This window comes from Sporosarcina sp. GTC18466, assembly GCF_055389225.1.
Genome location: NZ_AP044037.1, coordinates 1,093,503 through 1,112,789, shown reverse-complemented (window position 1 = coordinate 1,112,789; position 19,287 = coordinate 1,093,503). Strand labels below are relative to the sequence as shown.

18 protein-coding genes and 1 riboswitch are annotated in these 19,287 nt (G+C 53.6%); of the genes, 14 read left to right on the top strand and 4 right to left on the bottom strand.

Going from position 1 to position 19,287, the window contains the following annotated elements:
- Positions 1 to 2 precede the first annotated feature (2 nt).
- The 4 genes from ACZ5FK_RS05530 to ACZ5FK_RS05515 are packed head-to-tail and all read right to left on the bottom strand — an operon-like array spanning position 3 to position 2,590.
- Entirely contained in the window at positions 3 to 1,019 is a 1,017-nt protein-coding gene (locus ACZ5FK_RS05530; protein WP_464806905.1) for a ThiF family adenylyltransferase, read from the bottom strand.
- Entirely contained in the window at positions 1,016 to 1,783 is a 768-nt protein-coding gene (locus ACZ5FK_RS05525; RefSeq protein ID WP_464806904.1) for a thiazole synthase, read from the bottom strand. Before ACZ5FK_RS05525 ends, ACZ5FK_RS05530 begins: the two co-directional genes overlap by 4 nt.
- A 1-nt stretch (position 1,784) precedes the next feature.
- Positions 1,785 to 1,988 carry a sulfur carrier protein ThiS gene (thiS, locus tag ACZ5FK_RS05520; RefSeq protein ID WP_464806903.1) on the bottom strand — a complete coding sequence of 68 codons (204 nt, stop codon included), beginning with the start codon at positions 1,986 to 1,988 and terminating at the stop codon, positions 1,785 to 1,787.
- Positions 1,985 to 2,590: a thiamine phosphate synthase gene (locus ACZ5FK_RS05515; RefSeq protein ID WP_464806902.1), complete on the bottom strand. Its 606-nt coding sequence runs from the start codon at positions 2,588 to 2,590 to the stop codon at positions 1,985 to 1,987. Before ACZ5FK_RS05515 ends, thiS begins: the two co-directional genes overlap by 4 nt.
- A gap of 76 nt (positions 2,591 to 2,666) precedes the next feature.
- Positions 2,667 to 2,775: riboswitch (TPP riboswitch) on the bottom strand.
- A 211-nt stretch (positions 2,776 to 2,986) separates the two neighbouring features.
- Here ACZ5FK_RS05515 and ACZ5FK_RS05510 point away from each other — a divergent pair.
- The 14 genes from ACZ5FK_RS05510 (at position 2,987) to ACZ5FK_RS05445 (ending at position 19,255) form a co-directional block, all read left to right on the top strand.
- The gene (locus ACZ5FK_RS05510; RefSeq protein ID WP_464806901.1) at positions 2,987 to 4,474 is read left to right on the top strand and encodes a methyl-accepting chemotaxis protein; all 1,488 of its coding nucleotides are present in this window, start codon (positions 2,987 to 2,989) and stop codon (positions 4,472 to 4,474) included.
- Between the two features lie 33 nt (positions 4,475 to 4,507).
- Positions 4,508 to 4,909, top strand: coding sequence for a PilZ domain-containing protein (locus ACZ5FK_RS05505; RefSeq protein WP_464806900.1), 402 nt, complete (start codon positions 4,508 to 4,510; stop codon positions 4,907 to 4,909).
- Positions 4,910 to 5,021: 112 nt separating this feature from the next.
- The gene (gene hpf, locus ACZ5FK_RS05500) at positions 5,022 to 5,582 is read left to right on the top strand and encodes a ribosome hibernation-promoting factor, HPF/YfiA family (protein ID WP_464806899.1); all 561 of its coding nucleotides are present in this window, start codon (positions 5,022 to 5,024) and stop codon (positions 5,580 to 5,582) included.
- Between the two features lie 850 nt (positions 5,583 to 6,432).
- Complete coding sequence (gene secA / locus ACZ5FK_RS05495; RefSeq protein WP_464806898.1) at positions 6,433 to 8,937, top strand: preprotein translocase subunit SecA; 2,505 nt, start codon at positions 6,433 to 6,435, stop codon at positions 8,935 to 8,937.
- Positions 8,938 to 9,004: 67 nt separating this feature from the next.
- Positions 9,005 to 10,106 (top strand): peptide chain release factor 2 gene (gene prfB, locus ACZ5FK_RS05490; RefSeq protein WP_464807374.1). Its coding sequence is split into 2 segments (ribosomal slippage): positions 9,005 to 9,076 and positions 9,078 to 10,106, totalling 1,101 coding nucleotides; the frame shifts between segments, so codons are not numbered across the junction.
- A gap of 226 nt (positions 10,107 to 10,332) precedes the next feature.
- The gene (gene cccB / locus ACZ5FK_RS05485) at positions 10,333 to 10,674 is read left to right on the top strand and encodes a cytochrome c551 (protein ID WP_464806897.1); all 342 of its coding nucleotides are present in this window, start codon (positions 10,333 to 10,335) and stop codon (positions 10,672 to 10,674) included.
- 737 nt (positions 10,675 to 11,411) lie between these two features.
- Positions 11,412 to 12,098, top strand: coding sequence for a cell division ATP-binding protein FtsE (gene ftsE, locus ACZ5FK_RS05480; RefSeq protein ID WP_464806896.1), 687 nt, complete (start codon positions 11,412 to 11,414; stop codon positions 12,096 to 12,098).
- Positions 12,088 to 12,972: a permease-like cell division protein FtsX gene (gene ftsX, locus ACZ5FK_RS05475; protein WP_464806895.1), complete on the top strand. Its 885-nt coding sequence runs from the start codon at positions 12,088 to 12,090 to the stop codon at positions 12,970 to 12,972. Before ftsE ends, ftsX begins: the two co-directional genes overlap by 11 nt.
- Before the next feature lie 26 nt (positions 12,973 to 12,998).
- Positions 12,999 to 14,315, top strand: coding sequence for a murein hydrolase activator EnvC family protein (locus ACZ5FK_RS05470; RefSeq protein WP_464806894.1), 1,317 nt, complete (start codon positions 12,999 to 13,001; stop codon positions 14,313 to 14,315).
- A gap of 115 nt (positions 14,316 to 14,430) precedes the next feature.
- A complete protein-coding gene (locus tag ACZ5FK_RS05465; RefSeq protein ID WP_464806893.1) occupies positions 14,431 to 15,075 on the top strand; it encodes a hypothetical protein in 645 nt (214 codons plus the stop codon).
- 2 nt (positions 15,076 to 15,077) lie between these two features.
- Positions 15,078 to 15,659 (top strand): redoxin domain-containing protein, encoded by a 582-nt coding sequence (locus tag ACZ5FK_RS05460; protein WP_464806892.1) that lies wholly within the window; start codon positions 15,078 to 15,080, stop codon positions 15,657 to 15,659.
- A 68-nt stretch (positions 15,660 to 15,727) separates the two neighbouring features.
- Positions 15,728 to 17,167 carry a S41 family peptidase gene (locus tag ACZ5FK_RS05455; RefSeq protein WP_464806891.1) on the top strand — a complete coding sequence of 480 codons (1,440 nt, stop codon included), beginning with the start codon at positions 15,728 to 15,730 and terminating at the stop codon, positions 17,165 to 17,167.
- 643 nt (positions 17,168 to 17,810) lie between these two features.
- Entirely contained in the window at positions 17,811 to 18,980 is a 1,170-nt protein-coding gene (locus ACZ5FK_RS05450; protein ID WP_464806890.1) for a PDZ domain-containing protein, read from the top strand.
- Between the two features lie 17 nt (positions 18,981 to 18,997).
- Positions 18,998 to 19,255: a CsbA family protein gene (locus ACZ5FK_RS05445; RefSeq protein WP_464806889.1), complete on the top strand. Its 258-nt coding sequence runs from the start codon at positions 18,998 to 19,000 to the stop codon at positions 19,253 to 19,255.
- Positions 19,256 to 19,287 lie beyond the last annotated feature (32 nt).

Sequence of the window (19,287 nt, the reverse complement as noted above, 5' to 3'; positions counted from 1 at the left end):
ATTTATCCGAGCAATGTCGCCATCAGGTTGCGCGCTTTCCCTGTGTCTTTCATCCCGTGCACGAGCACGCGGCCGTCTTTGAACAGGACGATGCGGCTGTTTTGGAATTCGAATGCGGCCAGGTGGCTGTTCACTTTCAATCCTTGGACGACCGGGCGGATGCTGGCGGCTACCTTGTTCAAGTCAAACTGCCGGCTTTTCGGATAGGTGAGTTGCACGGTATCCCGGCCGCAAAGCACCGCGGTGCGTGTTACCGTTCCTTCATTTAGAAACGGATAGACAGGGTCCGCCGAGCAGCTAGGGCAATCCGGTTTCCGGAGCGCGTCCACATAGATTGAAGAACGCTCGCCATTCCATAGATCGCTGCTCTCAAGCCGTGGCTCAAAACTTTCGCCCGCCGCGTATTTCAGCACATCCGCCACTTGCCGGGCAGCGACGGTGACGACGATCGGGCTGATGACGCCTGCGCTGTCGCACGTCATCATATGGGACGGCAATGTGTCAATCAGGCAATGGAGGCAGGGCTGTCCGTCTCTTATGCCGAACGGGTAGGTGAGCCCGTAGCTTCCGACACAAGCGCCCATAAAATAAGGAAGGCCGCGCTGGATCGCCGCGTCGTTCAACAGCAGCCGGATCTCCATATTGTCCGTCCCGTCGACGATCACGTCATGGCCTTCCAGGAGGTCAAGGATGTTTTCCGCCGTGACATCCGCCACGATGCCTGTCACGTCAGTGTCCCGGTTGATCGCCCGCAAGTGCCTTTCTGCGGCAACGGCTTTCGGCAGCTGGTCGATGACGTCCTGCTCCGTGTACAGCTGCTGCCGGTGCAAGTTGGTCCAGTCGATGATGTCCCGGTCGACGATGGTCAGTTTCCCGGCGCCCGCCCGGACGAGCATTTCGGAACTCGCTGAACCGAGCGCTCCCGCCCCCATGACGAAGACGCGCAGCTCCCGGAGTTTCTCCTGGCCCGCTTTCCCGATCGGCTGGAACAATTCCTGCCGCGAATAGCGGCTGTTCAATTCGGGATCAACCCTTCCATCGGACTGCTGGCGACAGCGTAATCGCGCTCCGGCATCCGCCCCGCTTCATATCCAAGACGGCCTGCTTCGATTGCCAGTTTCATTGCGTGCGCCATTTTGACAGGATCTTCCGCTGCCGAAACGGCGGTGTTCAGCAATACGCCGTCCGCGCCGAGCTCCATCGCATGCGCCGCGTCTTTCGGCGAGCCGATGCCCGCGTCGATGATGACAGGGACGTTTGACTGCTCGATGATAAAGGACAGGTTGAGCGAATTCAAGATGCCGCGGCCTGAACCGATCGGGGAAGCACCCGGCATGATCGCATGGACGCCGAGTTCCTCAAGTCTTCTTGCGAGCACGACGTCGTCCGACGTGTACGGCAGGACGATGAAGCCTTCTTCCAGCAGCATTTCACTCGCGCGGAGCGTCTCCACCGGATCGGGCAGCAGCGAACGGTCGCACCCGATGATTTCCACTTTCACCATATCGCAAAGTCCTGACGCTTTCGCGAGTTTCGCGATTCGCACGGCCTCTTTCGCCGTTTTGGCGCCTGCTGTGTTCGGAAGCAATGTGTATTTCGACAGATCGAGCTGCTCGAGGAAATTCGGCTGCGACGGTTCGAAGATGTTCATTCTCCGGACCGCGAATGTCAGGATTTCGGCTTCTGAAACGCGGACCGCCTCTTTTTGGGTTTCAAATGAAGGGTATTTCCCTGTTCCGAGCAATAATCTTGATGTGAATGTCTTATCGGCTATTGTTAGCATCTTATCCGCCTCCTACAAAATGGATGATTTCAATTTGGTCACGGTCTTTGATTGGCGCATCATACTTGCTTTTATCCAGGATCTCCCGGTTTTGCTCGATGACCATGATGCGGTCCGAAATCGCTAGATGATCCAGCAGTTCGTGGATAGTCCCCACGTCGGCCGGCAGTTCGCGCGGCAATCCGTTCAATGTGATCGTTTTCATTCCTCGCTTCCCTCCCATTGATGTCGATAAGAAAGGGCGGAGCGGACTGGATCGGGGGCACCGAAAATCGATGACATGACCGCGATGCCCGCCACCCCGATTTCCTGAAGGTGTTTCACATGGCCCGGCTGGATTCCGCCGATCGCGTACACCGGAATGCTGACGGCCTTTATGAGCTCCGCCAATTCATCCGTCCCTCTCCCCGCAAGGCCCTCTTTCGACCGCGTTTTGTACAGATGGCCGTACAGGAGCCAGTCCGCCCCGCCGGCCTGCGCCTGCTCCGCCTCCTCGGTAGAATGGACGGAAGCGCCGAACCGGATGCCGGGAAAATGCTCCGCGGCAAGCGGCAGCGGAATACCGTGCCCAGGCATCTGGACGCGCGGCATCTTGAAGATTTTCGCAATATCGGCCCGGCCGTGGACAATCAGCTTGTCTTTAGGAACCTGGTTGTCCAGAAGTGTTTCAATCAACCCCGCCAGCTCGCGGTCCGTCTTTGATTTCTCCCGCAAAATGACCCTGTCCAAATAGGGGCCCGCTTCGGATAGCACCTCAGCCAACCTATGGGCGGGCAGACGGTCGTTCGTCACGCCGATCAGCTCCATAACACCCCTCCTTAAACATACAAAAAAGACCACTTGCTAAAAGAAGCGAAGTGGTCGGCGGATCTGTATAAAAAGCGCCTGAAAAAAGCCACTTCCCTCCGCAGGTACAGACCTGTTCAGGTGATAAGGGTATCAGAGCCGCACTCTTCTCTCAGTCCTTGTAAAGGATTCCCCTAATGGTCAATTATGTATGGAGTTCAATTCGTCTACTACCATAGCATTCAATTGGATAGGCTGCAAGAGGAGTCTGACGATCAATGGCGGATAGGTGTTTCTCATCGTTAATTGGTAAGGAATGACTATATGAATGACTGTTCAGTAATGATACGATTTACATACAAGATAAGGAAAAAGTAGCTGCTCTAAAGAATGTTGCAGCTGGAAAGAGGGAGAACAATGGAAGATGTGCAGGTGCTGCAGCGGAAGCGTTATGCTCAAAAGAATACAATCTTATTTTTGACGCTGGGGGCTTCCAGCCTGATTGGAACGCTCTTTTATCTAGCGACAGGCCAGGACGGTCTGAAGACGGCCAGCATGGCAGTTCCGGTGACGGGTGCGCTGATTCTGTATCTGCTTGCGCTGAAATCCAAACCGCTGGAAGTGGCATATCCGTGGGCGGTGTTCGCCTTCACGGCAGGTGCCGCCATCTTTAACGGCTGGATCGGGGACCCGTCGATCGCAACGGCGGGCATCGCCTTTTTCATGCTTGGCCTGGCTAGCGTGCATATTTCAGCCGCCATCATGGGATATGGATTTGCACTGTCTTTGCTAGTCTTGCTTACATTTCTCGCCCGGTATCCGTACCAGGAGCAGATTGCGGAAAGCAAGGGGAGCCTGATGCTGGTTTTCCTGCTGCTTGGCGCCGGGCTGTTCATCCAGATCAGGCAGACAAAGAAACTGGAAGCGCAAGTTGGCGTGTTCACGGCGGAGCAGAACCGCAGGGCGGAGGAGGAGAGGAAAAAGCGTCGTGAATTGAATGACGGCGTTGAACAGGTAGCCGGCGACTTGCATGAGATCGGCCTGGCCGCAAAAAGGAACCTGGAATCGCAGCATGAATTGCTTGAAGTGATGGATGTGATTGCAGCGTCCGTGGAGCGGGAATCCGGCCAGATCTCGGATATTGCACAGAAAACGGATCGGGCGAAGGCGGCATTGCTGGAGATGCAGGAAGAGAGCCGGGATATGAATCACTCTTCCGCCCAGATGCAGAGCCACTCAGGCGGGGTCGTCAAGGATGTGCAAGGCGTGCGGGCTGGCATGGAAGGGGTTGGCTCGATGCTGGAAGGCCTGAATGGTTCCTTTGATTCGCTGACGGCAAATATCAAGAAGACGAATGAACTCGCGAAGTCGATTGCGGCAATCACGAACCAGACGAACCTGCTGGCGCTGAATGCCTCTATTGAAGCGGCTCGCGCAGGGGTCCACGGGAAAGGGTTTGCGGTTGTCGCAGAGGAAATCCGGAAGCTCGCCGCCCTTACATCTGAGACGCTGGAAGAGATCAATGCGAATTTGACGGACGTGAATCAGACAAACAGCCAGTCCCGGCATGATCTAGAGGAGAGCATGGGCAGGCTGCAGGAGCAGTCCAGGCGCACAGTCGAGGCAGAACGGAAGATCAACGGCATGCACGAGACGCTGGGGGCGTTCCATGAGCAGTTCGAGAGGTTTGATTCTAAAATGAAGCTGGTGGCGGAAGAGACGGCGGATATCGGCAGGATGACAGGGTCGTTCGCCGACCTGCTTGCGCAGTCAAGCGCGTCCGTCGAGGAAGTGAATGCGACGGTACATGCGGCAGTCAGTGACAACGAGCAGATCACGAGGACGCTTGCAGGTACGGTGGAGCGGACGCGGGGACTCGTGGAAGGGTCCGAACTGCAAAACTAGTTCGTCTTTGGTATAATGAAGTCAGCAGGACCGATGGAATGGAGCGTGTTGACCGTGTTATACAAGCGGACGGAATATTTCAGGCATACGTTTTCAGAGCCTCTTGAAGCGGAGTTCAAAATCTTCGTCGGCGCAGACCGTTCCGCCATGTCAAGCCCCGGAAAGTGCCGGCTGCTCGATATCAGTTCGGGCGGCGCGAAACTGGAAGCGGCATACGACATCCCGGGCGGTCCGGGTGATGTGGACCTGCACCTGACGTTCACGCTGTATGAACAGCCGATTACGCTCGACGGCACGATCCAGTGGAAGAAACGGGCCGATGACCACTTCACGTACGGGTTTCATTTTGCGGAAGACGCGGCGACGTCAAAGCTGATCGTCGACGAGCTGAAGCTCCGGATCAAGTCGGGGAAAGAGAAGAAAACGAAGCCGTGACGCCATTTCGCCACATTTCGACTTTTTTCTGAAAAAATTCTTTGTTTGAAGAAGGATTTGAAAGGCAATATGGAGAAGTATATACCAACGGATCATAAAAGGAGGAGTTCATATGCTAGACTTTAACATCCGCGGGGAAAACATTGAGGTTACACCAGCTATTCGGGAATACGTCGAGAAGAAAGTGAACAAGCTCGAGCGCTACTTCACTGAAGGGGCGAACGCGACAGCGCACGTCAACCTGAAAGTCTATAACGACAGACAGACTAAAGTGGAGATTACCATCCCGATGAAAAACCTGACTTTGCGGGCGGAAGAGCGCCACGACGACATGTATGCGGCCGTCGACTTGATCGTCGACAAGCTCGAGCGCCAAATCCGCAAGTACAAAACAAGGGTGAACCGCAAATTCCGCGAACGTGAAGGCGTTGCAGCATTCCTTCAATCCGTCGAGAGGGAGCGTGAGGACGAAGACATGGCGCAGGATGATCACGAGTTCAACGTCGTCCGCACAAAACAATTCGACCTCAAGCCGATGGACCAGGAAGAGGCCATCCTCCAGATGAACATGCTAGGCCATAACTTCTATATCTTCACCGATGCCGAATCAGACGGCACGAACATCGTCTATAAACGAAGAGACGGCAAGTACGGCCTGATCGAGACAAATTAATGAATCAGCAAGCCCCCGGGGAGCAATCCCGGGGGGCTTTTTGATGTGTTCGGCGGACGGGTATGTGAAGTGAGCAATGACCCGGCCGAACGAAGCAACCAGCCGGCTGAAGTGAGCAATCGCTCGGCAGAAAGAAGCAACGAGGCTGAATAGTAAGCAATGTCTTGCGTTTTCGGAGCAATCAGGACTTGTTAGTAAGCAATCAACCGATGAAACTCGTTTTGAAAAGTTGCCTGCTTGCGAAGTGAGCAATGACCAAGCCAAACGAAGCAATCAGCCGGCTGAACTAAGCAATCGCTCCGCAGTAAGGAGCAATGAGGCTGAATAGTAAGCAATGTCTTGCGTTTTCGGAGCAATCAGGACTTGATAGTAAGCAATCAAATAAAGAACCTCGTTTGTAAAGTTGCCGGCTTGCGAAGTCAGCAATGATCAGGCCGAACGAGCAATCAGCCGGCCTAATGAAGCAACCGCCCGCCAGAAAGAAGCAATCAGACTCCAAAGTAAGCAATTTCTTGCTTTTGCGAAGCAACAACAGCGTGTTAGCAAGCAATCTCTCTTGTGAAAAACGCGCTATCCGCCAAGTAAGCAATCATCCGTTCAATCGAAGCAATCAACCGCCAATAATAAGCAACGGCCCAGCTAAACAAAGCAATCTAACAACAAAAACAAGCAATCACCCAGCGAAAGTAAGCAACACCCCGCACGCCGAAGCGATCAGCCTGATAAAAATCAGCAAACACTCCACAGCCTTGCGCAGCTTTCCGAAATGCCGCAAAATCGGACCCGACCATTTGCGCGCGTGTGTATAGAATGATAAAATGAAGGGTGAACTCAATGAGGATGTGACTATATGCTTGGCGTATTGAATAAAATGTTTGATTCCAATAAAAGAGATTTGAAGCGACTTGAAAAAATCGCGGACCAGGTGGAAGCGCTGGCGACAGAGATGGAGCGTCTTTCGGACGAGCAGCTGAAGGACAAGACGGCGGAGTTCCAGGAGCGTGTCCAAGGCGGCGAGACGCTGGATGCGATCCAGCCGGAAGCGTTCGCAGTCGTGCGGGAAGCGTCCCGCCGCGTGCTCGGGATGTATCCGTTCCGCGTGCAGATCATTGGGGCGTCCGCACTCCATGAAGGCAATATCGCAGAGATGAAAACCGGTGAGGGTAAGACATTGACGTCGACTCTCGCGGTCTATTTGAATGCGCTTGAAGGCAAAGGCGTCCATGTCGTGACGGTGAACGAATACCTCGCCAGCCGTGACGCGACGGAGATGGGCCAGCTGTATGAATTCCTTGGCCTGACGGTCGGCCTCAACTTGAACAGCTTGTCGAAAGAGGAGAAACGGGAAGCGTATAACGCGGACATCACGTATACGACGAACAACGAACTCGGCTTCGACTATTTGCGTGACAACATGGTGCTGTACGCGGAGCACCGCGTGCAAAGGCCGCTGCATTATGCGGTCATTGACGAAGTCGACTCCATCCTGATCGACGAAGCGCGGACGCCGCTCATCATTTCCGGGCAGGCCGCGAAGTCGGCGGAATTGTACCGGCTCGCGAACCGTTTTGTCATCACGCTGAAAAAAGAAGAGGATTATTCGTATGATGAGTCGACGAAAGGCGTCGTGCTCACAGAATCCGGCGTAGACAAAGCGGAGAAGGCGTTCGGCATCGACAACTTGTTCGATCTCAAGCATGTCACGCTCAACCATGCGATCAACCAGTCGCTGAAGGCGCATGCGAGCATGCATATTGACGTAGACTACGTCGTGCAGGAAGGCGAAGTCGTCATCGTCGACTCGTTCACGGGCCGTCTGATGAAAGGCCGCCGTTATAGCGACGGGCTCCACCAGGCGATCGAGGCGAAGGAAGGCCTCGAGGTCCAGAATGAAACGATGACGCTCGCGACGATCACGTTCCAGAACTTCTTCCGGATGTACGACAAGCTGTCCGGTATGACGGGTACGGCGAAGACGGAAGAAGAGGAATTCCGCAATATCTACAATATGAATGTCATTGTCATCCCGACGAACCGTCCGATTGCGCGTGACGACCGTCCGGATCTGATCTACGCATCGATGGAAGGGAAATTCAAGGCGGTTGCTGAGGATATCCGCGACCGGCATAAAGCCGGCCAGCCGGTCCTTGTCGGAACTGTTGCGATCGAGACATCGGAAATCATCTCGCAGTACTTGAAAAAGTACGGCATTCCGCATAATGTATTGAATGCGAAGAACCACGGCCGTGAAGCGGAAATCATCCAGGAAGCGGGCCAAAAAGGCGCGGTTACGATCGCGACGAACATGGCAGGCCGCGGTACGGACATCAAGCTTGGCGAAGGCGTGCAGGAACTGGGCGGCCTGGCTGTCATCGGCACCGAGCGCCATGAATCGCGCCGGATCGATAATCAGCTCCGCGGACGTTCCGGACGTCAGGGAGATCCAGGGGTGACGCAGTTCTATCTGTCGCTTGAAGATGAACTGATGCGCCGTTTCGGATCGGAACAGATGAAGAATATGATGACAAAGCTCGGCATGGATGACACGACGCCGATCCAGTCGAAAATGGTGTCGCGCTCCGTCGAATCCGCCCAGAAACGGGTGGAGGGCAATAACTTCGACTCACGGAAACGCCTCCTTCAGTATGATGATGTATTGCGCCAGCAGCGCGAAATCATCTATAAGGAACGGAATGAAGTGATCGACAGCGAGAACATCCGCGAGGTGCTCGTGAATATGCTGGATAATGTGGTGGAACGCGTTGTCGGCATGCACTCGGATGAAGAAGGCAAGACGCTCAACGCAAAAGGCCTTGAGGACTTCCTCGGCGCGAACCTCTTGCCGGAGGACCGTTTGACGGCAGCAGACTTCGAGGGCAAGACGCCTGAAGAAGCGGCCGGTTTGATCAAACAGGCAGTCATGGAACGCTATGACGAGAAAGAAGCGGAAATGTCCGAAGACCGCATGCGCGAGTTCGAGAAAGTCGTCCTCTTGCGGGCGATCGACTCGAAGTGGACCGACCATATCGACGCGATGGATCAGCTGCGTCATGGTATCCACCTCCGCGCGTACGGTCAGACCGATCCGCTCCGCGAGTATCAGGCGGAAGGCTTTGCCATGTTCGAGGAGATGGTGACATCGATCGAGAACGACGCGTCGAAATATGTCATGAAGGCTGAAATCCGCAACAACCTCGAGCGCGAGGAAGTGGCGAAAGGCCAGGCCGTCAACCCGAAAGAGGACGGCGAGAAAGTGACGAAGAAGCCGGTGCGCCGCGCCGTCAACATCGGACGCAATGATCCGTGCCCATGCGGCAGCGGAAAGAAATACAAGAACTGCCACGGCCAAGGCTGAGTGGCAGAAATGGCGAGGCGGCATTGAGCCGCCTTCGTCCACTTTATTTTCAGGAGGAACTTTTATGATGGAATTATCCGATGTTCGCAACGAACTCGACAAAACAGCTAAGAAATTAGCGGACTTCAGGGGGTCTCTTTGACTTAGAAAACAAAGAGGCACGAATCCAAGAACTTGATGAAATTATGCTGGAACCGGGATTCTGGGATGACCAGGATGCCGCGCAGAAAGTCATTTCCGAATCAAATGCGCTGAAATCGACAGTCGGCGATTACAATGACTTGAACGACACGCAGGAAAACCTTGAAATGACGCTCGAGCTTCTCAAAGAAGAGGCCGACGAGGATCTTCAGGAAGAGCTCGGCAATGAACTGAAGGACTTTAAGAAGAAAATGGATGATTTTGATCTTCAGATGCTCCTCAGCGACGAATTCGACAGCAGCAATGCTGTCCTTGAAATCCATTCAGGCGCAGGCGGCACGGAGTCCCAGGACTGGGCGTCGATGCTGCTCCGCATGTACCAGCGCTGGGCGGATGACCAAGGATACAAGGTCGAGACGCTTGATTACCAGGCGGGGGACGAAGCGGGCGTGAAATCGGTCACCCTTTCCATCAAAGGCCATAACGCATACGGCTATTTGAAAGCGGAAAAAGGCGTCCACCGTCTCGTGCGGATTTCGCCGTTCGATTCATCGGGCCGCCGCCATACGTCGTTCTCGTCCGTTGAAGTCATGCCGGAGTTTGACGGCGATATCGATATCGACATCCGTACGGAAGACTTGAAAATCGATACGTACCGCTCAAGCGGCGCGGGCGGACAGCACGTCAACACAACCGATTCCGCAGTCCGGATCACGCATATCCCGACAGGCGCGGTCGTCACATGCCAGACGGAACGTTCGCAGATCAAGAACCGCGAGCGGGCGATGAATTTATTGAAAGCGAAATTATACCAGCTCAAAGTGGAAGAGGAAGAAGCACGCCTAGCGGAAATCCGTGGCGAGCAGAAGGAAATCGGCTGGGGAAGCCAGATCCGTTCCTACGTATTCCATCCATATTCGATGGTCAAAGATCACCGCACCAACGAAGAGACGGGCAATGTCGGCGCTGTCATGGACGGCGAAATCGATATGTTCATCAATGCATACCTGCGTTCCAAAATTTCATAAGTCGACAGAAGAAAGCGTACAGCCGTGCGCTTTTTTCTGTTTTTTGGCAGGATATGCGCAGGTTTTAAAAACGGGAAGATGTGTATAGTAAAAGGTGAAGACATGTTTGCGCGCCCTGAATGTCATCAATTCGATGAAAAAAAGGGATTTCCAGCAGAGGAAGCGCTGCATGACTTTGGTATACTTAGGCAGGAAGCACAACTTATTTACGATAGGAGGAAAACAGATGAAGAACAAGCTTTTGGCCGTTCTATTCGGATCCGTCCTCGTTCTCGGTGCTTGTGGCGGAAATAAAGACAACAACGAGAATGCATCCGGCGGCGACACAGGCGGCACGGCGTCAGTCGATGCTGAAAAGATCATCAACACGAACTGTATCACATGTCACGGCAGCAACCTGGAAGGTAAAGGAAACGCGCCGGCTCTTGCCAACATCGGATCAGAGCTCGATGCGAACCAGATCCATGATATCGTGACAAACGGCCAGAACGGAATGCCTCCATTCAAAGGAACGCTCAGCGACGAGGAAATCACAGCAGTCGCAGACTACTTGGCAGCAAAGAAATAAAATGCAACGGACCGCATCGCTTCGGTGATGCGGTATTTTTGTGGCGATTACTAGGCGAGCGGCTGCTTAAGCTATTGCTTGCAGTGGAGCGATCATTGTTGACTTTTGAACGTTGTTGCTTGCTTTGAAGTGCTCATTGCTGACTTTTGAACGTTGTTGCTTGCTTTGAAGTGCTCATTGCTGACTTTTGAACGTTGTTGCTGCTTTGAGGTGCTCATTGCTGACTTTTGAACGTTGTTGCTCGCTTTGGGATGATCATTGCTGACTTTTAAACGTTGTTGCTTGCTTTGAAGTCATCGTTGCTGACTTTTGAACGACATTGCTTACTTTAAAGTGTTTGTTGCTGACTTTCGAATGTTATTGCTTACTTCAAAGCAGGCGTGACTTACTTTGAAGCCATTGCTTACTTCAAAGCAGGCGTGACTTACTTTGAAGCCATTGCTTACTTCCGAGTGGCCATTGCTGCCTTTCCGCTTTTATTGCTCACTTTGCAGCGGCCGTTGCTCACTTAGGGACCTTCATTGCTCATTCCCCGAATTTATTGCTTATAAACGGCCGTTCATTGCTTATTCATACACCCCGCTTCCCGAGATGTCCCCCTTTTCAATCGTATTTCAATGCCTAGTACTCTCAAAATCCAATTGAAACATATCTGTAATACTTACCAAGCCCACTCGTGCTATAATGGGCTTGTTGAGTGAAAAAAATGCAGATACTTGTAATCAGGTGGTTTTAGAATGATTGTCATGAAAGATGTGTACAAAAAATACCCGAACGGTGTCGTCGCAGCGAATGGAATTTCTGTCGAAATCGCGCGCGGCGAATTTGTGTATGTCGTCGGACCGAGCGGGGCGGGGAAATCGACATTCATTAAGATGATGTACCGGGAGGAAACTCCGACGAGCGGCGATATTTTAATTAACGGCATCAATTTGAGGACGCTCCGCAGCAAGCGCGTTCCTTTTTTGCGCCGGCAGATCGGCGTCGTCTTCCAAGACTTTAAATTGCTTCCTAAATTGAATGTTTATGAGAATGTGGCGTTTGCCCTTGAAGTGATCGAGGAATCGCCGCAGCAGATCCGCAAGCGGGTGAACGAAGTGCTGGCGCTTGTAGGCTTGACGCAGAAAGCCCGGATGTTCCCGAATGAGCTGTCGGGCGGCGAGCAGCAGCGCGTATCGATTGCGCGATCGATCGTTAATGTGCCGAAAGTCGTCATCGCCGATGAGCCGACCGGAAATCTGGATCCCGAAACATCGTGGGAGATCATGCGGATTTTCGAGCAGATCAATTCGCTCGGCACGACGATCGTCATGGCCACGCATAACAAGGAGATCGTCAACACGATGCGCCACCGCGTCATCGTTGTCGACGGCGGATTGATCACACGAGATGAAGACGAAGGAGTATACGGTTATGAAAGCTAGGACAGCGGGACGCCATTTTCGGGAAAGCGTCAAGAGTCTTGGCCGGAACAGCTGGATGACCTTCGCTTCGGTCAGTGCGGTCACTGTTACGCTTCTATTAGTCGGTGTGTTTATCGTCATCATGATGAACCTCAATCAGCTGGCGGATAATCTAGAGAATGATGTTGAAATCAAAGTCATTGCAGATCCGGCCGCGGATGACGCGGCGGTGCAGGAACTGGTGAAGGAAGTCCGGGCGACCCCGGGCGTCCTCGAAGTGCTCTATTCCTCCCGGGATGAGGAGCTGGACAAGATGATCCAGTCTTTCGGGGACGAACTCAGCCTTTACAAACAAAGCAATCCACTCGGAGACGCGCTGTATGTGAAAGCGGCAGACCCTCATGAAACAGAGGCGGTTGCGAAGGAAATCGGTACATATGACAACATATCCTCCGTCGTCTACGGCGAAGGGAAGATCGATAAGCTCTTCAAAGTGCTGAATATGAGCCGGAATATCGGAATGGTGCTGATTTTGGCATTATTATTCACTGCGATGTTCTTGATTTCCAATACGATCCGCCTGACGATTGTGGCGCGCGGACGGGAGATCGAGATTATGAAACTCGTAGGCGCGACAAACAGTTTTGTGCGCATCCCGTTCGTGCTGGAAGGGATCTGGCTGGGCATCCTCGGATCGATCATTCCGATGGCGGTCATCTCCTTCGCGTATTACGAGCTGTACGAACAATGGGAACCGAAACTGCAAAACGAATTATTCCAGCTGATGAATGCGATGCCTTTCATCCTGCAAGTGAATGGACTCCTGCTCTTCATGGGCGTGTTCATCGGGATGTGGGGAAGCTTCATGTCGGTCCGGAAATTCCTGAAAGTCTAAGAAAATCGTAAGGGGGAACTAGGATTTTGCTGAAACGTAAATGGGTAGTGGGAAGTTTCATTGCCGTCCTTCTCTTTTCTACATTCCTTGGAGGAACAGGCGTATTTGCGAGCACGCTGAAAGATTTGAAGCAAGAACAGAAAATGAATGAGCAGAAGAAGAAGAATCTGGATGCGACCATTCAGAATAAGAACAAAGCGATCGAGACGACAAAGAATGAGATCCAGAAGTTCCTTGATCAAATCACGAAAGTGAACAATGAAATCACGGAGACGAACGACAATATCAACCGTGTCATCACAAAGATCAATAATACGCAAGATGAGATCGACGAACTGAAGAAATCCATCAAGGACCTGGAGCAGAAGATCGCAGACCGCGATATCGTGCTGCGCGACCGGGTCCGTGCGATGCAGGCGAAAGGCGGCAATGTCAATTACATAGACGTGCTGCTCGGTGCGAACAGCTTTTCCGATTTCATTGACCGGTTCTCCGCTGTCTCAACGTTGATGGATGCGGACCGGGATATTATGAAACGGCAGAAAGAGGACATTGAACGCCTGGCAAAAGAGAAATCGTTAGTCGAGCAGAAGCTGGAAGAACTCGAAGCGGACAAAGCGAAGCTTGATAAGCTGAGGGCGCGCCTGCTTGAGAAGAAAAAGGAAAAGCATAAGGTGATCGATCAGCTGGAGGCGGAGGAAGAGCGCCTTTCCAAATCGAAAAAAGCCGCTGAGCACGAATACCACGAAACTATCGAAATCGGCGCAGACCTTGAAAAGAAAGTGATCGCCGAGCAGAAGCGGATTGCGGAAATCGCCCGCCAGGAAGAGGAGAAGCGCCGGAAAGCCCGAGAAGCGGCACGGGAAGCAGCCCGCAAAGCTGCCCAGTCATCATCGAGCACACCGAAAATCCCTCAAGTTTCAAACGGATTCTGGACGAAGCCGGTTGTCGGTACGTATACGTCGTCATTCGGCTGGCGGTACCACCCGATCTACCATACGCAGCGCCAGCACCGCGGGATTGACCTGGCGAATGCGATCGGCACGCCTGTCTTCGCAGCAGCGGACGGCGTCGTCTCGTATGCAGGTCATATGGGCGGATACGGCAATGTCGTCATGATCACCCACTCGTCGGACGGCCAGATCCTGACAAGTGTGTATGGCCATATGTCACGCGTGGATGCGCATGTCGGACAAGTTGTCGAGAAAGGCAAGACGCAAGTAGGGGCGATCGGAAACACAGGCGCCTCTACGGGACCGCATCTTCACTTCGAAATCCATATCGGGCCTTGGTCGGCATCCGGACCGAGTGCGGTGAATCCGCTCCGTTATATTTCGTTATAAAAAGTTCAAGAAACCGTCTCATTCCGAGGCGGTTTTTTCATATACATGAAGCACATTCGTCGCGATGCGCCCCGATTCCGTATACAGTAGAAGCAGCAGGAAAGGGGGGGACGGGATGAACGTTACGGCATATTACCGGATCGGCAGCATGTCGGTGCCTTCCGCGTGGATCGCGGTGATCGGGGCATGTCTCATTACATATATAATAATCAGGCGCTTCTATGGGAAGCAGATCGCAGGCGCAGTCCTTGATCCGTTTTTCACCGTCCTGGCCGTCTGGAAACTGTCGGTCGTGCTGCTCGATTTCCCGATTGTTGCACAATCCCCGATGGCTGTCCTGTATTTTGACGGGGGACTTCCCGGTTTCTGGCTTGGTCTGGCAGTCGCAGCCTTTCTTCTTTTCAATAAAATACGGAAAGGCAGGACGATCCCCGGGGAGATCGGGGCTCTGTTATGCGGCATCCTGCTGGCCCAGTCGTTTTATCAGATGCTGATGGCCTTGCTCAATGAAGGGCCGCTGTTTCCGCGGATACTGACACTGCTGTTGTTCGCCGTATTTTTAGCGCTGGCAGCCAAGCGTCAATTAGGGACAGGCCGCCAGCTCGGGCTGCTGTTCATCGCCTTGCATCTGTTCGTGTCTTCATTTCAGCCACAAGGCTTCATGAATGGCGCACTGTCCGTTTCGCTGCTCGCCGTCCTCTTATGGATCTGGCTGGAATTGGAAGGGACACGAAAATCGCATGAGACTTCGGAGGGTTGATTATGAATAAAAAATTGATAGGATACGTCATTGCGGCTTTGATTATCGGAGCGATGGTCGTCTATATGATCCGCTCGAATATGGACCAGGCGGAGCCGATCGACGAGGTCGGGGTGGCCGATGAGTCCGCAGTCGTCGACGGCGTCCAAGGTCTCGCCGAAGGGGATGTCCCGCCTGACTTTAACCTCGAGACGCTGGACGGCAAATTCCTCAAGCTATCGGAGCTGAAAGGAAAGAAAGTGATCCTGAATTTCTGGGGTTCGTGGTGCCCGCCGTGCAAGGCGGAGATGCCGCATATGGAGAATTACTATAAGAATTACGCGGAAGACGATAATGTGGAGATCGTGGCGGTGAATCTGACGTCCGGTGAAAAGCTTGGTTTGCAAGCGGTCGAGGACTTTGTTGATTCGTACGGTTTGACGTTCCCGGTGCCGCTCGATAAAACAGGGCATTTATCCGATGTGTACCAAGTGTATTACATACCGACCACGTATTTCATCGGGACGGACGGCAAGATCGCCTACCAGCTGATCGGGCCGATGGATGAAAAGAAAATCAGGGATATGGTCGACATGGTTGATTGAAGAAAGCGGCTTTCTGCAGTCGTAACGACGCTTTTCCGTTCATATAGTGGATGGAGAGGGGGAGACGTATGCGGAGAAGCCGCTTTTTGTTGTTTGCATTTCTGACGGTGTTCACAATTGGGCTGATTTTGCTGCTGGATGGCTGCGGCGCAAAGGAGAAAGGGAAACCGGACGGGGCGGCGGCAAGTTCGATTCCGGTCATAGATGAGGCATATAAAATGATCCAGGAGCTGGCGGTGTATGAGGTGAAAGGGGACGAGCTCGTCGAAGGGGCGCTGCGCGGCATGGCGGATGTCATCGATGATCCGTACTCCACGTATCTGTCGAAAGAGGAGGCGGAATCCCACCGCGAATCGCTTGCCGGCGAGCGGGTCGGGATCGGAGCGGAAATCACCCGTTCGAACGGTAAATTCATCATTGTCGCCCCGGTGAAAGGGTCGCCTGCCGAGAAGGCGGGGCTATTGCCATACGACGAAATCATCCGTATTAACGGGGAACGGCTGGAAGGCTTGACGCTCCAGGATGTTGTCCGGAAAATCCGCGGGAAGAAGGGGTCTTCCCTCACCATGACGGTGTATCGTCCTGAACTGACAAAACACCTTGAATTGACAGTTGTCCGTGATGTGATTCCTGTGAAAACGGTCAGCTCGGAAATCATGGAAGAGCGGGGCCAGACGTTCGGGTACATAGCACTCACGATGTTTGGCGATGAAAGCGCGGAAGAATGGAAAAAGGCGACGGATGAATTGGTCAAAAACGGGGCGGACGGATTGATCATCGACCTAAGGGGGAACCCGGGCGGCTACTTGCGCGCGGTCGGTGCGATTGCGGGCAGCCTGCTGAAGGATGAATCGGTCTACGCCTATATGCAGGATCCGAAAGGGAATTTGACGCCGCTCACCGTCGAAGCAGGCAAGCTGGAGTTTGATCCGAAATTGAAAAAGATGCCGGTCGTCCTTTTGCAGGATAAAGGAAGCGCATCCGCAAGCGAAGTGATGAGCGGCGCGGTGAAAGATCTGAAGCGCGGGACGATCATCGGGACGACGAGCTTCGGAAAAGGGACCGTGCAGGATACGATGGACCTCTCGAATGGCGGCGAGATGAAGCTGTCGACGCATAAATGGCTGACGCCGAAAGAGAAATGGATCCACGGCAGCGGCATCGAACCGGAAATCGAGACGGAGCAGAATAAGCTGTTCACGGAACATATCCGGATTGTGACGGATGTATACAGCGCCGGCAACTTCCATGATGACATTGCATATGCACAGCGGCTGCTCGGCGGCCTCGGCTACAAAGTCGACCGGACGGACGGTTTCTTCGATGAAGCGACCGCCCTTGCCGTCCAGCAATTCCGGACGGATGTGCTGAGCGACGCGGAGGACATCATGGACCGGAAATTCTTCAGTGCCGTCCGCGAAAAGGTGGAGGCGTACCGCAACGAGCGGAAGAACGACATCCAGCTTCAGATGGCGATCGGGTATATGCATCATGTGCTGACGGAATAGGTGGCTGTACCGCAGGCAGGGCTCTTGATGCCGGCCAGCATGGAGCATTGCGTAGTTTTGAGCCTTGCTTGCTTCCTTTTGGCGGAAGTTGCTTTGTCCGCATGCCGGATTGCTTCGTTACAGAGGACATTGCTTGTTTCAGAGGCAAGATTGCTTCTTTTAGACGGAAGTTGCTTCGTTCGCATGCCGGATCGCTTTTCAGCCAGAGATTGCTCGTTTCAGAGGCCGGATTGCTTCCTTTTGACGGAAGTTGCGTCAATTGGATGCCCGATTGCTTCGTTACAGAGGACATTGCTTGTTTCAGAGCAAGATTGCTTCTTTTTTGACACTGGTTGCTTCGTTCGCATGCCGGATCGCTCTTCAGCCAGAGATTGCTCGTTTCAGAGGGCAGATTGCTTCCTTTTGACGGAAGTTGCGTCAATTGCGTGCCGGATTGCTTCTTAACAGAAGATATTGCTGATTTCAGCGGCCGGATTGCTTCTTTTTGCGGGATATTGCTGATTTCCTGATCATCTGGCAGCTCCTCATCCGTTGAGGGGCTGTTTTTCATTTCTGTTAAAAAATCAATCAGTCTACCACGTGCGGCGATTCTTTTGATACAATAGTGGATAAACAATAGCAGGGGATGGGATGGTGGTGGACCGTGTCTGAACAAGATTGGATAGCGATCGGGAAGAGTATCGGCTCTTTTTTTGTCAATCCGTTGTTATGGGCCGCAATTCTGGCGGCAATCGCGCTTGGGTACTTCCGCGTGAAGCGGGAACGGCGTGACTTCACGATCCGGCTGCTGCCGGGATTGACGGAGATGCGCAGGCTGCTCGCGGAGTCATGGCTGCCGGCGCTTCTCGTGTCGGTGATTGTCTCGGGGGTCGGCCTTGCCGTTGATAAAGGGTGGCTTGTGCTGTTTATGGCAATCATGCTTATCATGCTCGTTACATTTTATTATCAAGCGATGTCACCTGTATATGCTATAGCGGGTGCCGTCCTCGCGCTGTACGGAGTCAGTCTGTTGAGTCCGGACTTTTCCTATCGGGGCTGGTTCATCGCTAATGTTGACTTGTTCGGCGGCCTTACGGTAACCGTGCCTGTCATTGCGGGCCTGCTGCTCATTGCGGAAGGCTTTCTCGTCAGGCGCCATGCGGAAAAATATGCGTCTCCGTATCTGGAGCCGACGAACCGGGGCCTTCGTGCCGCTGTATTCAAGGCGAAACGGCTTTGGCTGCTGCCTGTCGTGTTCCTGATCCCCGGCGACTTCATTACGGCTTACGTGCCCTATTGGCCGCAATTTACGCTCGGCGGGACCGCCTTCACGCTGTTGCCAGTGCCGATTTTGATCGGCTTCTCGCAAGTCGCGCGCAAGACGTATCCCGAGGAGCTGTTCCCGAGAATGGGACGGGCCATCGCATGGACAGGCATCGCCGTTGCGTTAATCGGCATCGCGGCGCTCTGGATGCCGATCCTCGGCTGGGCGGCACTGATCATCGGCGTTGCCTGCCGGGCAGCGATCTCGATCCAGGTCGCTGTGCGTGAACGGAAAGGACGCTATGTCGCGGCGCCGCAGGCAGGAGGCGTTGTCATCGCGGGCATCTTGCCGGATTCTCCGGGCGACCGTCTTGGCCTGATGCCGGGCGAATGCATCCGCTCCGTGAACGGCATCCAGGTGATGAACGAGAAGGAATTGTACGACGCCATCCAAGTGAACGCGGCCCATTGCCGGCTGCAAGTGATCGGGCGGGACGGGGAAGTGCGGCTCATGCAGCAAGTGCTGTATCATCATGACCATCACCGGCTCGGTCTGCTCGTCGTCAGGTAAGGAAGGGGGCTTCATTCATGGATGAATTCTGGACAAAACTGGTGCTCGCCCTCTTCATGCCCGGCCTGCTCGTCATCTTCTTCACGAGGGTGACGTTCCACCATATCGTCGGCCTCATCTTGACGCTCGCGCTCATTGCTGCGTCCGTCTATGCAGGCTACACCCATAATTTCTGGCTGTACGCGGCCGATGCCCTTTCGCTCACCCTCGGATTCTTCTACGCGGTGCGCATGGTGAAGCGGGCACGGCGGCATCCGGCCGGAGATGAGGAATAAAAAATCGCAAGCATAGGCTACAGCCCTGCTTG

What these genes read in the sequence shown, in the direction of transcription:
- ACZ5FK_RS05510 (WP_464806901.1), top strand. Translation starts at nt 2,987, where the DNA reads ATGGAAGATGTGCAGGTGCTGCAGCGGAAGCGTTATGCTCAAAAGAAT.
- ACZ5FK_RS05460 (WP_464806892.1), top strand. Translation starts at nt 15,078, where the DNA reads ATGAATAAAAAATTGATAGGATACGTCATTGCGGCTTTGATTATCGGA.
- secA (WP_464806898.1), top strand. Translation starts at nt 6,433, where the DNA reads ATGCTTGGCGTATTGAATAAAATGTTTGATTCCAATAAAAGAGATTTG.
- ACZ5FK_RS05455 (WP_464806891.1), top strand. Translation starts at nt 15,728, where the DNA reads ATGCGGAGAAGCCGCTTTTTGTTGTTTGCATTTCTGACGGTGTTCACA.
- hpf (WP_464806899.1), top strand. Translation starts at nt 5,022, where the DNA reads ATGCTAGACTTTAACATCCGCGGGGAAAACATTGAGGTTACACCAGCT.
- thiS (WP_464806903.1), bottom strand. Translation starts at nt 1,988, where the DNA reads ATGAAAACGATCACATTGAACGGATTGCCGCGCGAACTGCCGGCCGAC.
- ACZ5FK_RS05445 (WP_464806889.1), top strand. Translation starts at nt 18,998, where the DNA reads ATGGATGAATTCTGGACAAAACTGGTGCTCGCCCTCTTCATGCCCGGC.
- ftsX (WP_464806895.1), top strand. Translation starts at nt 12,088, where the DNA reads ATGAAAGCTAGGACAGCGGGACGCCATTTTCGGGAAAGCGTCAAGAGT.
- ACZ5FK_RS05465 (WP_464806893.1), top strand. Translation starts at nt 14,431, where the DNA reads ATGAACGTTACGGCATATTACCGGATCGGCAGCATGTCGGTGCCTTCC.
- ACZ5FK_RS05525 (WP_464806904.1), bottom strand. Translation starts at nt 1,783, where the DNA reads ATGCTAACAATAGCCGATAAGACATTCACATCAAGATTATTGCTCGGA.
- ftsE (WP_464806896.1), top strand. Translation starts at nt 11,412, where the DNA reads ATGATTGTCATGAAAGATGTGTACAAAAAATACCCGAACGGTGTCGTC.
- ACZ5FK_RS05505 (WP_464806900.1), top strand. Translation starts at nt 4,508, where the DNA reads ATGGAATGGAGCGTGTTGACCGTGTTATACAAGCGGACGGAATATTTC.
- cccB (WP_464806897.1), top strand. Translation starts at nt 10,333, where the DNA reads ATGAAGAACAAGCTTTTGGCCGTTCTATTCGGATCCGTCCTCGTTCTC.
- ACZ5FK_RS05515 (WP_464806902.1), bottom strand. Translation starts at nt 2,590, where the DNA reads ATGGAGCTGATCGGCGTGACGAACGACCGTCTGCCCGCCCATAGGTTG.